Below are 12,332 nucleotides of genomic sequence, written 5' to 3'. Positions count from 1 at the left end.
GTTGAGTTACTCTTCATTACCCATCGAGGTGGGATTGGCAAGGCGCGAGAAATTCAGGAGGCGATGGGGTGTCAAATCCTGATTCAAGAACAAGAAGCTTATCTATTACCAGGACTTGATGTTACCACTTTCCAAGATGAGTTAACTATTTCGGAAAATATACAGATAATTTGGACACCGGGACATTCTCCTGGTTCAGCTTGTTTATATTATAACTTTACTGGTGGTGTTCTCTTTACTGGTCGTCATTTACTACCGAATCAAGCAGGTGAACCTGTGCCATTAAAATTGTCGAAAACTTTTCATTGGTTGAGGCAAATTAGAAGTTTGAAAGCTTTGATCGAACGGTTTAATCCGGAAACATTGAGTTATATTTGTCCGGGTGCAAATACTGGTTTTTTGCGGGGAAAAGGGGTAATTGAGCGGGCTTATCAGGGTTTATGTGAGTTTGATTTAGATATTTAGACATATAGTGCTGTGCTACTCCTTTGCCAAGGGATGAATAAACGATGAAAAATAGAGCAGATAGGTGAATGGGACAAAGTTATAATCATGGTGTCTTACCGAGATTGGAATAATTTAATTGCCGAGCATTTCTTCAAACCAGAAATGGCTGATTTTCCAGTATATCTGTACGTCACAGAGGATCTAATTACTGCCATTGGTAAGTCAAAAGGCGTTGACTGCCAAGATTTTATCAATGCCGTCAAAACCTCAGTTGGGATAACGAGAAATGGTATTTGCCAGAAAGGATTGCAGACGATGGAAGAGTGGAAATACCGACAACAAAGACAAGGTTATCCCCCATACATCGGCTATTTGGCTTTATTTGTAAAAGGTAATAAAATTTACTTTGGTAGATACAATGGCGTTACACCTGTAGCTGGACGTGAAGATACAAAGAATGGCAATCCTAACCGAGAAAAAATTGAAGAACTACTGAAAGCAATGCAGCAGATGGAGTTTTCAGTTGATGCTTCTATCCAGCATTTTAAGGCAACTGGTGATGAAGATGTGAGGTTCTTTTTCCCGCGTTTAGATGGGGCAGAAATGCGCTGTCGCTGGGATATGACGGATGCCCCACCAGACATACTAATTACTAATTACTGTATGCTCAGTATTATGCTGATGCGGGATATCGATAAAGATATTTTTGCCAAGACTAAGGCGTGGTTAGAGAAAGATGACAGCATTTTTCATTTGATTGTTGATGAATTGCACTTGTATCGTGGCACAACGGGGACAGAAGTTGCTTATTTACTACGGCTATTACTGGAACGCTTGGGACTTCATCCCGGTCATCCCAAATTAAGGATTCTGGCTTCTAGTGCTTCTCTGGAACCAAACGATCCAAAAAGCTTAGAATTTCTCAATCAATTCTTCGGTACAGAATGGCAGCCTAAACAAATTATACCAGGTCATCATGAGCCAATTCCGGCAATTGAAGGTGAAGAATTTATTGATAGCAAACCCTTCATCGCTTTGGGTAAATTAGCTCAAGAATCAGAGATTAATAATATAGAAAAGTTACAGGAAATATCTATATATAATAACTGTCGCCAAATCGTGGAATCTGAAAGGATTGCTGTTGGTGCCAGAATGGTTAAGGCTTGTGAAGTTGATGACAAAATTCGTGCCGTTGCGATCGCAGATTTTGCTAAACGGATTTTCGGTAATGATTTAGGTGAGGAAAATCTCAAACTGGCATTAAGAGGATTGCTGATTACTCGTAGTTTGTGCAATCAAACATCCTTACCATCTTTCAGATTACACTGGTTTTTCAGGAATATCGAAGGACTTTGGGCTTGCACTAAACCGAATTATGGGTGTGAAGAAAACGATCTGAGTAAGAATCGACCCGTCGGCAGACTATTTGTAGAAAATCCTCCCATATTATGGGATCAGTACCGAGTTTTAGAACTACTTTACTGCGAACAGTGTGGCACGATATTTTTTGGTGGAAAGCGTCTGGAATTAGAAAATAATGAGGGATGAGAACTTCGTGTGGCAATGCCAATCATGTCAGCGTCCTTATCTTCATTCTGCGGGAGGTATCTGTACAAATTGCTTGACACATTTACCGACAGTAGCTAATAAAAAATGTCGAGATTTATACGCCCGAAATTATTACGCCACAGAAGCTGCAAAAATGAAACGTGCAGCAATGCTCAATGAGGAATAACAATGAGACCTGTTAATCGTGGCAATATACCAACGGATACTCTCACAGGAGGAAACATCGTATTTCGTCCTTATCAGATAGCAAAATCTTACCTGATTGAACGTATTGGTTCTTATTGTTCATTTTGCGAAAAGCGTCTTACTCACCTTGTGGAAGTAGAGCATATCTTGCCAAAATCTTTACATAGTGAATTTCAATACCTCGCCCTGGAGGAAATCTGTAAGTGAGTTTCGTAATTAGGGCTTGCTGTATAAGCCTGAAACCTTGATTCATCAAGGAGAGGAGACCGATAAAAGGTGGAAAAAAGACCAGAAATAAGCGCTGGTACAGGGGAAACTCAGGGAGTGATTGAGGATTTTCTGGTGAAATTAATGGGGTGAAAACAAAAGCAAAAACGCGGAAAAGTTTCTCATACCCCACACCCCACCCTCACCAAAAGACTTTTTCAGCAAGCCCTAATTAGAAGCTATACAAATAGTTATAATCTGACAGACTGAAAAGCGATTCAAAACATATTCGATCTTTCTCAATACCCTTTTACCCTGCATCTGCCGTTAATACAGAATCTGAGTTTAATAATTGTACAGCAGCTTGATATTGACTATCTGACACCATCACAACATCATCACTAGTTATTACTTCCAAGGGAACTGCCAAATCTGGTTCAATACCCAACTTATTGATATCCCGATGATTAGGAGTCTCGTACTTAGCAACAGTTACAGCTAATCCTGAGCCATCAAACAAATCAAATAATGACTGAATTAAACCTTTACCAAAAGTTTTCTCTCCCACTAGTTTAGCTCTACCCAAATCTTGCAATGCCCCAGCCAGAATCTCGCTAGCACTAGCACTTCCCTGATTAACTAAAACCACCAAAGGATCTTGTGTCAAAGCCAATCCATCTGCTTCAAAACTCCCCATCATTCCTTGGCGATTTACCGTATAGACAATAGTACCTCGATCCAACCATAAACTAGCAATATCGATACCAGCTTGTAATAAACCACCAGGATTATTCCGCAAATCTAGAATATAAGCACCCGCACCCTCATCCTCCAGTTTAGCGATCGCGTCTGCTAATTCTGCCGGAGCATTAGCACTAAACTGAGTTAAGCGAATATAACCAACGGGAACACCATCAGGTTGCTTATCCAAAACAGCATAAACTGCATTGAGAGTAATCGCAGCCCTTACCAGAGGAATAGAATTAATTTCCCCTGCCCTACCCTGAATTTTTAGAGTTACGGTAGTACCAGCCGTTCCCCGCATCCGAGTCGCCGCTTCATCCAGAGTTAATTGAGATGTTAGAGTACCATCAATTTCCAGAATGCGATCGCGCGATTGAATTCCTGCCTTATCTGCTGGAGAGCCAGCAATCGGCGCAACCACTTCCAATACCCCTGTCTCGCTATCGAGAGAAATTTGTAATCCTACCCCGGAAAGTTCCCCAGAGGTATTTACCTTCAAACTGCGATATTCTTCTGGTGACAAAAAGCGGGTGAAAGGATCGTCGAGACTCTTTAACATAGTTCTAATCGCGCTGTAAGTTGCCTCACGATCCTTCAGTGGTTTTTCCAAAGCATTTTGACGTACTAACCACCAGTTTTGATGGTTAAAGGTATCATCTAAATAGGCTCTATCGACAATGCGCCAAGCTTCAGAGAAAAGCTGTTGATTGTCGGTAAATGCCCAAGCTGTCGGTGTCCACCAAGGGGAGAAAAAGACAATTTGACAGATTAGTAAGAGTCCAACCCAAAAAACTCGTTTGCCCATGACTAAAAATTTAACTTTGGATATTGACAAATGTCTTGATACGGTCATATTTAGCGATCGCACCTTATCGCTAATGACTAATCATCTTTTTCTCATTAGCCATTAGCAACTAACGTGTCGTCCTGTACCTGTGGAAAGTATATCTTGCTTAACCGCTATTTACCGCCGTCTGGGCAGATCAGGCTCGATCTCTCCTATTTATTGTCAAGTTATGTTACATTTCTGATAGTCTGGAAAAGACAAGCCTCTAGCCTGTCCTACGGTAATGGCGGAAAGGGAGATTAAGGACACCAGGGAAAATTTTCCCATTCCCCATTCCCCATTCCCCATTCCGAAGTCCCCATTCTCCAGTAAAATCAATCAACAACAGCAATATCCCTCTAGGAATTCTGGCTTCATGTTTTCTAAGCAGGTTACCGACTCAAAAGCATTTAACTGGTTTGAGGAGCGTCTAGAAATTCAGGCATTAGCCGACGACGTTAGCTCCAAATACGTTCCTCCCCACGTTAACATTTTTTACTGTATTGGTGGGATTACTCTCACTTGCTTTATAATCCAGTTCGCCACTGGATTTGCCATGACCTTCTACTACAAGCCGACGGTGGCAGAAGCATTTTCATCCATCCAATACATCATGACAGATGTCAGCTTCGGCTGGCTGATCCGTTCCGTCCATCGCTGGTCCGCTAGCATGATGGTTCTGATGATGATTTTACACGTCTTCCGGGTTTACCTGACAGGCGGATTCAAGAAACCCCGGGAACTCACCTGGATAACTGGCGTTGTTCTCGCTGTGATTACGGTATCTTTTGGCGTAACTGGCTATTCACTCCCTTGGGACCAAGTAGGTTACTGGGCAGTTAAAATTGTATCTGGAGTTCCCGAAGCAATTCCCATTGTCGGTTCTACCATTGTTGAACTAATGCGGGGTGGTACTAGCGTTGGTCAAGCAACCCTAACTCGCTACTACAGTCTCCACACCTTTGTTCTGCCCTGGATGATTGCCGTCTTCATGCTGATGCACTTTCTCATGATTCGCAAGCAGGGTATTTCTGGTCCGTTATAAATTGGTTGTTTGTTGTTAGTTATTGGTTGTTAGTTCTTTGTTGGTTGTAATCTTGATAAAAACTAATAACAAATAACCAACAACCAATAACCAACAACCACCTGCTGAATTTTATTAATTTGAGGAGAACAATCCAAAAATGGCAACTATTAAAAAGCCGGATCTCAGCGATCCAGCATTGCGAGAAAAACTTGCCAAGGGAATGGGTCATAACTATTATGGCGAACCAGCTTGGCCTAATGACCTTCTCTATATCTTCCCTGTGGTAATTATGGGGAGTATTGCCCTGTGCATTGGTTTAGCTGTACTAGATCCAGGGATGATTAGCGAACCTGCAGATCCCTTTGCTACACCCCTAGAAATCCTGCCAGAATGGTATCTTTATCCCTCTTTCCAAATTCTGCGCACGATTCCTAACAAACTGTTAGGAATCTCACTAATGGCATCAATTCCTTTAGGATTGCTTCTCGTTCCCTTTATCGAAAACGTCAACAAATTTCAAAATCCATTCCGTCGCCCAGTCGCCATGGCAGTGTTCCTATTTGGTACTGCCGTTACTCTTTGGATGGGTATTGGTGCTACCTTCCCACTCACTTAATCTTTGACTTTGGGTTTGTTTCAAGAAGGTAATATCTTAACTTTTACGCCGGAAATTGTTTAAGTAGTAACTTGAAACTACTAAGACAATTTCCGGCGTAAATTAATTTTAGTCAAAATTTAATACCAAATCCCCTGAAAGGGCTACTCCGTTGGCGTAGCCTGCGCTTCGCGCATACTCCGTTGGCGTAGCCGCCCTGAAAGGGCTACTCCGGTTGTCAGTCTCAGAAGCAATAGCAAAGGCGACAGATTCTACATTTTCACTACAATTTAGTATAATTCCCCGGAAAAGGGATTCATTGTACTGTAGAAAAGTATAGATAATCTATTCTAATTGAGGCAACCCCTGTTTAAGCAACCAAAATTAGGAATAATAAATCAAAATGGTTATTAGTTAGTCGGTGGAGGCGAAAAAAAAAATGAGATATTCAAGCCATACTACAGTGAATCATGTATTTATTTTTATACAGATTTTTGAAGCCGAAGGCGGCATTCAGTCTTACGTCAAAAATATTTTACAAGCATATCTGTCACTGGAATCCCAAACTGATAATCAAACAGCGGCTGAGGTGTTTTTGCTTCGGGATAGTCCAAACTGCGAAAATCCCTTTGATGCCCCCCCGTTCAAATTTCACTACCTAAAAACAGAGAATCCTCACCTAGAGCGTCTGAGGTTTTCAGCCGCTCTATTGCGCTGTTTATGGCAAAAACGTCCAAATCACATTTTCTGCGGTCATATTAATCTAGCACCCCTGACTCGGCTAATCTGTCAGCCATTGGGTATTCCTTACACAGTCTTAACTTATGGCAAAGAGGTTTGGGAGCGATTACCGAATCTCCAGCAACAAGCACTAGCATCAGCAGCAGAGATTTGGACGATTAGCCGCTACAGTCGCGATCGCGCTTGTGCAGCCAATAACCTCGATCCCAATAAAATCAAGATTTTATCCTGCATGGTTGATGGCAATACCTTCACCCCAGGAGCAAAATCACCAGCGCTGATCGAAAAATATGGTCTTGAGGGAGCTAAGGTATTGATGACAGTAGCACGGTTGTGGTCTGGCGATATATACAAAGGAGTTGATGTGACAATTCGGGCTATCAGTGCGATGGCTTCGCCCGCCGGAGGCATCGCAAAGGTTTTCCCAGAGGTAAAATATTTAGTAATCGGTCGGGGTGATGACCAACCCAGACTAGCAAAACTAGCTCAAGATTTAGGTGTTGCCGATCGTGTCGTATTTGCTGGATTCGTCCCTACAGAGGAATTAGCTGAACATTACCGAGTTGCTGATGCCTATATTATGCCCTCTCAAGAAGGTTTTGGGATTGTCTATTTAGAAGCCATGGCTTGTGGTAAACCAGTACTATCTGGTGATGCTGATGGATCATCCGATCCTCTCCAAGATGGAAGGTTGGGTTGGCAAGTCCCCCATCGTAACCCAGATGCTGTAGCAGCGGCTTGTATTGAAATTCTCAAAGGCGAGGATCGGCGCTGTAATGGTGAGTGGTTGCGGGAACAGTCACTTGCCCTATTTAGTAAAGATGCCATGAAGGAGCAATTAAAACAACTCCTTTATCCCACCACGGTAACATCTCAGATGGCATTGCAGGAGAGTTCGCTATTCTAGACATCTGGACTAAATACAACATAGCCAATAACAGAATAGCTCAATATAACCAACAGTATATTCAAGGATTGGGCTTTCCAATAAGATGCTGTGCTGTAAGTATTGTCTTGCACTACGATGGATTATATCCATCCTGCCACAATCGTTGTTAGAAAAGTACCGTGAACCAGTACGATCCTAAATTTTCCCAGTTTAACCTATCCGGTGTGGGCTGTTGGCTCACCTTCCTAGCCACCTGCTTGTTGCTCGGATCAGTTGGTTTGGGCTGGGTGGTGAACGGTTTTTTCATTTTGGTTGCATTAGCAATCCTCACACCAGTAATTGGGTGGCTGGGGTTTCGCTGGTGGTTGAGACGGAATCTAGTGGAAGACAAATGTCCAGTCTGCGCATCTGAATTCACCGGGTTTAACGGCACCAATTGCCGTTGTCCAAACTGTGGGGAACCTTTGAAAGTTGAAGGCGGGCGTTTCCTGCGCTTGACACCTCCCGGTACGATTGATGTTGATGCTGTAGAAGTTCAAGTCCAGCAGATTGAAGATTGAGGCATTGAATACTGGCTATTTGAAACACAAAGACACAAAGACACTAATACTTTGTGCCTCCGTGTCTTTGTGGTTCTGTAAAAACACCAAGACACGGAGACACGAAGAAATGATGATTATCGTTCCCTTCTTTGCTTAACGGATTTGAGTAATTGATAATGTATAATTATGCTTCTGTCCAGAGCGATCGCCAATGTAGATCAGATAAGTCCCAATCTCCCAAAATCCGGATGATTGAATCTTTCCCCCGGCTGCACTATCATACAGTACGCAGGAACGGGAACCGCTAGGAGACTCAATTAGTAATGTCAGATCCCCCTCACCTTCTACACTGAAGCGCAAGTACTTGAAATTATTACTCAAGCGAATTACATGGTTTGGCTGTTCTCCAATTTTACCGCAGCCTTGGCTATCTTTCGCGCCACCGGAGATCCCTGTCAAAACTATCGGATCTGGCTTAAAGTTGGGCGTAATTGGTAGAGGATCTGCACTCACTAGGGTAATGCTCGTTAAGATGGCTACCAAGGCAGTGGGAACAACAATCCAATTCTTAAATAGTTTCATCTTATCCCCTGACCTTTATTCCAGTCTTACTAATACGATTGTCCTAAATTGATAGACGGTATCGGATCCATGATGTTCCTGTTTGCTGACTGTCACGTAGGAGGTGAGGGAGAAGTGGTGAGAGGGAAGTGGTAAGGGGGAATTAAAATTATAAGTGTAGACATCAGGATCTAGAAATGAACCAAGATCAAAATCAACCCTTTACAGCAACTCAGTGGAAACAAAACCTGTACAACCGTTTTCCTGACTCTCACCCTGTCAAGTTAGCGTTAAATCGAGTAGCGATTTGGTTTAATCGCCTCCCCAGTCTTGGTAAAGTTGTGGTAGTTATAGTGGGACTGAGTGTGGGTATGTCCCTCTTGAGCAGTGTACTCCAACTAGTGGCTTCCCTAATCAGTCTAGCTATATTAGGTGTAATCCTTTATGGGGTGTATAAATTCTTTGTTACTCCTCAGTCTCCTAATTAAGGAGGAATTACATGCGCAGATGGTAGAAACCCGGTTTATATCTAACTATCTCCTTGCTCAACCCTATATTGTGTGTAGAAACCGGGTTTCTTGGCGTAATGTCTGTAAGTACAAACCTTTCCTCGTGGTATCAGATTTGAAGATGGCTAGCCCTAGCATAAAAATAGTGAAAAATCAACAGGTTAGTCGGTCATTTCCGCTCCAACTGCACCGGGTTGTACCCGTAATCGCACGACGTGGTGCGGCCGTTGTATTGGAATTATCCCTTTTGGCAGCGAGTGCTTTGGTTCCCTATACTATTGGGTGGTATGCTAAGGATCGATTGCAGGTTGAACCCGTTCCTCTCAACCCCATGGTGGCTGCCACTGAAGAGGCGATCGCCAAAACTCTAGCATACCCAATTTCGCGACTAAATCGGCAGGTTCCCCCTCTCACTAATTTATTCTGGTGTGGTGCGATCGCAATCCCGATATTTGTCTCAAGTTGGCAATTGTATCTATTGGGCAAAACAGGCCAAACTACTCCTAAACGTTGGTTTGGTATCCGAGCGATCGATCCATCTGGCGCACCTCCGGGTTTGATTCGTGTCTTTTTGCGGGAGGTTGTGGGGAGATGGGGATTTCCGCTGGGCACTGCTTATCTGGTTTGGCGCTATACTGGAGCCTTTCCTGATTTTGGTATTTTAGTCGGACTGGCGGGTTTTATGTTACTTGCAGAAAGTGGTAGCGCTTTATTTCATTCCCGTCGCCGTACCCTCCACGATCGATTTTCAGGTACCTATTGCTTGGCTGGAAATAAGTTTCTGCCTTACTCTCAATCTTTTGATAATTTGTCGTCATCAGGAAATAATCAATCGGTGATATTAGAGGTGGAAAATGGGTGGAATTCGGCGGGGGGAGAATCTAGTAATGGTCAAAATTATATTCCAAAAGTAACTACTATTCTCCTCACCTCCCCAACTCCACAAGCTCCACAGAAGAATCTCTGGTGGTGGATGCGCCAAAAGCCTGGATTGACTCTACTTATTCTTTCTTTTGCTGGAATGATGTCTGTATTTGGCACTTTTGTAGTGACTCAGATTTATATTCAAAGCCAGGTTAATCGGCGGGATCTAAAACAACAAAATAATCAAGTATTTCTGGCATTGGTGAAGCAATTAGGTTCTAAATCAGCAACTGCAACTGAAGAAAGACAAGGTGCAATTCTGGCAATAGCAAGGATTGATGATTCCCGTGCTGTGTATTTTTTGGTAGATTTATTAGGTCAGGAAAAGACTCCTAGTTTAATTGATACTATCGGTGCGGCTTTGGTGAGTAAAGGAGCAGAAGCCCTACCTCCACTCCGACACTTAAATCAATCTCTGGCAAACGATCGCGAAACACTTCTCAAGCAGGGAACACCCGAAGAGCAGAAGTTGGTAGCATGGCGACAACGTGCTGTTAATCGTGCGATCGCCAAAATTATTACTATCTACAGAGATAGCATTCACCAAGCGGATTTGAGTCGGATCGACTTGGGTGAGGTGAAGCAGGGTTCAGTGATATTTAAGCCTATTTTTGATAATATAGATCTATCTGGGATCAATTTTCGTTCTGCTAGCTTAACTAAAATTAGTTTGACAAATAGCCGTTTTTATGGTTCAGGTGAGGATGGGCATTTTGGCACTTTTGATGATTGGATTGCTGATTTAAGTGGTGCGGATCTCAAGGAAGCAGATCTCACAGGCTCTATCCTGAAGAAGGTTTTAATGAATCGCACTAATTTTATCAGAGCAACTCTCAATCGAGCCAATTTATCTGATAGTTACCTAATTGGTGCTAATCTCAGTAGTGCGGAGTTAATTAGCGCTGATTTAAGTAGAGCGATATTAGAAAATGCGAGTTTGACTGGTGCGAAGTTGGGAGAAGCAAAATTCAATTTTTCCAACTTGCGTAGAGCCAATTTGGGAGAGGTGAAAGCGGTAAGAAGTAATTTTACTTTTGCCAATTTGACTGAATCTAACTGGCAAGGAGCCGATCTTTCCGGAGCTAATTTGAGTAATGCTAAACTACGAGATGCGGATCTCAGTTATACTAAATTAGTTGGGGCAAATTTAAGTAAAGCTAACTTACAAAATGCCAAACTCCACAAAGCTAACCTCAGTCTAGTTGACTTGCGCGGGGCAAATTTGGCAGGTACAGACTTTCTCGGCGCGACTTTTGCTCCTCCCCCACCGCTCAATACAAATGAATTTATTAAAAAGCAACCTACTGCTATTGTTTCTGGTGCAAAACTGCAAGGAGTTGACTTTACCAAAGCCAAAAATTTAGATCCAGAACAAATTCAATATATTTGTACTCATGGAGGAGTTTATTCTGGGTGTCGTTGAATTCTCTAGGATCGAAAAACCTCTCTCTCCTGCCAACCCTCTGAGTACCTCTGTGACACCTCTGTGTTAAAAAACACAAAACCGATCGCCCCGCTATGGAATATTTTCCTTGCAAGCATAACTTCCCATTATCAGAATAACACAAGAACAAGAATCATGTCAATACCGATACCGATTAAATCTAAAATCTAATCCGATGGTTTTCAACCAGCTAGCTGTGCCTCATTCTTCAAAAAACTCTTAATCGTAGAGGCAATTTCCTTAGCTTGATAAGGCTTAGTCAGGTAAGCATCAGCACCTTGCTTCATACCCCAATATAGATCGAATTCTTCCTTCTTAGCAGAACAGATAATCACGGGGATTTTCTGAGTTTTCGAGTCGGCTCTAATGCGACGACAGACTTCATAGCCATTCATGTGAGGCAAGACAATATCCAGAATTACCAATTCTGGACTATGAATCCGGACTTTTTCTAGTGCTTCCAATCCGTCACTAGCAATAATCACCGTCAATCCCATCTTTTTAAGAACCCAACATAATAGTTGTTGTTGGGTAACATTATCTTCGACGACTAGCACTGTACTCATAACAATCCTCGCAGGTAAACTCAGTGGCTACTCTCCGAGAAGACTTGGTGAAGGCTTCGCGAATGATGACAGCCCTGGTAGGAACTACAAAACACTTGACTTGCTGTCAAGTTAGGGTTGTTATAAGGGTATCCCTTACCCCTGACGACTAAATCAAATCAAGATTTATCTGAGGATCGTAACATTTTTCGTTAAATACGCAATATAGGCAAATTGTTGATGAGGCAGATGTGAAGTATAGTGAATGTGACTTAGATCCTTCTGGAGAGTGATGTTCATCGCTTGGGGATATCGCGGCTGGGGAGAGTTAGCTTTACGAAATCTTTAAATAAGAGCAAATTTTTTTAAAGTTTTATGAAGCTGATGAAGCTGATGAATGTGGGCTAGGAGCTTTCTTTCTAGAGGCTAGGGGCTAGGGGCTAGGAGTTTCTAGTGCAGCGCGGCAGAAGTAACCCACCAGTTTCAGAGGCTTGATAGTGGTTTTTTCTCCCCTGCTCCCTGCTCCCCTCCTCCCCTGCTCACAACTGATGGGTTATTTCTGCCCACCTGCACTAG

13 protein-coding genes are annotated in these 12,332 nt (G+C 42.7%); 10 read left to right on the top strand and 3 right to left on the bottom strand.

Annotated features, from left to right (window positions below; translation table 11 throughout):
• From NJ959_RS17275 to NJ959_RS17260, 4 genes are all read left to right on the top strand, one after another.
• The coding region (locus NJ959_RS17275; RefSeq protein WP_254012981.1) for an MBL fold metallo-hydrolase at positions 1-465 on the top strand (465 nt) is incomplete at its 5' end.
• A gap of 87 nt (positions 466-552) precedes the next feature.
• Positions 553-1,995 (top strand): DEAD/DEAH box helicase family protein, encoded by a 1,443-nt coding sequence (locus NJ959_RS17270; protein ID WP_254012980.1) that lies wholly within the window; start codon positions 553-555, stop codon positions 1,993-1,995.
• On the top strand, positions 1,985-2,182 hold the full coding sequence (locus NJ959_RS17265) for a hypothetical protein (protein WP_254012979.1): 198 nt from the start codon (positions 1,985-1,987) through the stop codon (positions 2,180-2,182). The genes NJ959_RS17270 and NJ959_RS17265 overlap by 11 nt, the downstream gene beginning before the upstream one ends.
• A 2-nt stretch (positions 2,183-2,184) precedes the next feature.
• Positions 2,185-2,409: a hypothetical protein gene (locus tag NJ959_RS17260; RefSeq protein ID WP_254012978.1), complete on the top strand. Its 225-nt coding sequence runs from the start codon at positions 2,185-2,187 to the stop codon at positions 2,407-2,409.
• Between the two features lie 310 nt (positions 2,410-2,719).
• Here NJ959_RS17260 and ctpA read toward each other — a convergent pair whose 3' ends face one another.
• Positions 2,720-3,958 carry a carboxyl-terminal processing protease CtpA gene (gene ctpA, locus NJ959_RS17255; RefSeq protein WP_254012983.1) on the bottom strand — a complete coding sequence of 413 codons (1,239 nt, stop codon included), beginning with the start codon at positions 3,956-3,958 and terminating at the stop codon, positions 2,720-2,722.
• A gap of 397 nt (positions 3,959-4,355) precedes the next feature.
• Between ctpA and petB the strand changes: the two genes are divergently transcribed.
• The 4 genes from petB to NJ959_RS17235 all read left to right on the top strand — a co-directional run bounded on the left by petB (position 4,356) and on the right by NJ959_RS17235 (position 7,791).
• Positions 4,356-5,024, top strand: a complete 669-nt coding sequence (gene petB, locus NJ959_RS17250) for a cytochrome b6 (RefSeq protein WP_254012977.1) — start codon at positions 4,356-4,358, stop codon at positions 5,022-5,024.
• Between the two features lie 139 nt (positions 5,025-5,163).
• Complete coding sequence (gene petD / locus NJ959_RS17245) at positions 5,164-5,622, top strand: cytochrome b6-f complex subunit IV (RefSeq protein ID WP_254012976.1); 459 nt, start codon at positions 5,164-5,166, stop codon at positions 5,620-5,622.
• Between the two features lie 418 nt (positions 5,623-6,040).
• Positions 6,041-7,249, top strand: coding sequence for a glycosyltransferase (locus tag NJ959_RS17240; RefSeq protein WP_254012975.1), 1,209 nt, complete (start codon positions 6,041-6,043; stop codon positions 7,247-7,249).
• 161 nt (positions 7,250-7,410) lie between these two features.
• Positions 7,411-7,791: a hypothetical protein gene (locus NJ959_RS17235; protein WP_254012974.1), complete on the top strand. Its 381-nt coding sequence runs from the start codon at positions 7,411-7,413 to the stop codon at positions 7,789-7,791.
• Positions 7,792-7,926: 135 nt separating this feature from the next.
• Here the strand turns inward: NJ959_RS17235 and NJ959_RS17230 are convergent, their stop codons facing one another.
• Complete coding sequence (locus NJ959_RS17230) at positions 7,927-8,355, bottom strand: hypothetical protein (protein ID WP_254012973.1); 429 nt, start codon at positions 8,353-8,355, stop codon at positions 7,927-7,929.
• Positions 8,356-8,531: 176 nt separating this feature from the next.
• Here NJ959_RS17230 and NJ959_RS17225 point away from each other — a divergent pair, with 176 nt between their 5' ends.
• Together NJ959_RS17225 and NJ959_RS17220 are read left to right on the top strand one after the other, a co-directional pair.
• Positions 8,532-8,822 (top strand): hypothetical protein, encoded by a 291-nt coding sequence (locus NJ959_RS17225; protein WP_254012972.1) that lies wholly within the window; start codon positions 8,532-8,534, stop codon positions 8,820-8,822.
• A 19-nt stretch (positions 8,823-8,841) separates the two neighbouring features.
• A complete protein-coding gene (locus tag NJ959_RS17220; RefSeq protein WP_309242648.1) occupies positions 8,842-11,190 on the top strand; it encodes a pentapeptide repeat-containing protein in 2,349 nt (782 codons plus the stop codon).
• A 203-nt stretch (positions 11,191-11,393) separates the two neighbouring features.
• Here the strand turns inward: NJ959_RS17220 and NJ959_RS17215 are convergent, their stop codons facing one another.
• A complete protein-coding gene (locus NJ959_RS17215; protein ID WP_254012971.1) occupies positions 11,394-11,777 on the bottom strand; it encodes a response regulator transcription factor in 384 nt (127 codons plus the stop codon).
• Between the last annotated feature and the right edge of the window lie 555 nt (positions 11,778-12,332).

The organism is Limnofasciculus baicalensis BBK-W-15, from assembly GCF_024178385.1.
Lineage (GTDB): Bacteria > Cyanobacteriota > Cyanobacteriia > Cyanobacteriales > Coleofasciculaceae > Limnofasciculus > Limnofasciculus baicalensis.
Note: the sequence above shows the minus strand (reverse complement) of the source record. Positions and strands in the feature narration are given on the sequence as shown.

What these genes read in the sequence shown, in the direction of transcription:
- NJ959_RS17225 (WP_254012972.1), top strand. Translation starts at nt 8,532, where the DNA reads ATGAACCAAGATCAAAATCAACCCTTTACAGCAACTCAGTGGAAACAA.
- NJ959_RS17230 (WP_254012973.1), bottom strand. Translation starts at nt 8,355, where the DNA reads ATGAAACTATTTAAGAATTGGATTGTTGTTCCCACTGCCTTGGTAGCC.
- ctpA (WP_254012983.1), bottom strand. Translation starts at nt 3,958, where the DNA reads ATGGGCAAACGAGTTTTTTGGGTTGGACTCTTACTAATCTGTCAAATT.
- NJ959_RS17270 (WP_254012980.1), top strand. Translation starts at nt 553, where the DNA reads ATGGTGTCTTACCGAGATTGGAATAATTTAATTGCCGAGCATTTCTTC.
- NJ959_RS17220 (WP_309242648.1), top strand. Translation starts at nt 8,842, where the DNA reads ATGGTAGAAACCCGGTTTATATCTAACTATCTCCTTGCTCAACCCTAT.
- NJ959_RS17215 (WP_254012971.1), bottom strand. Translation starts at nt 11,777, where the DNA reads ATGAGTACAGTGCTAGTCGTCGAAGATAATGTTACCCAACAACAACTA.
- NJ959_RS17240 (WP_254012975.1), top strand. Translation starts at nt 6,041, where the DNA reads ATGAGATATTCAAGCCATACTACAGTGAATCATGTATTTATTTTTATA.
- petD (WP_254012976.1), top strand. Translation starts at nt 5,164, where the DNA reads ATGGCAACTATTAAAAAGCCGGATCTCAGCGATCCAGCATTGCGAGAA.
- petB (WP_254012977.1), top strand. Translation starts at nt 4,356, where the DNA reads ATGTTTTCTAAGCAGGTTACCGACTCAAAAGCATTTAACTGGTTTGAG.
- NJ959_RS17260 (WP_254012978.1), top strand. Translation starts at nt 2,185, where the DNA reads ATGAGACCTGTTAATCGTGGCAATATACCAACGGATACTCTCACAGGA.
- NJ959_RS17265 (WP_254012979.1), top strand. Translation starts at nt 1,985, where the DNA reads ATGAGGGATGAGAACTTCGTGTGGCAATGCCAATCATGTCAGCGTCCT.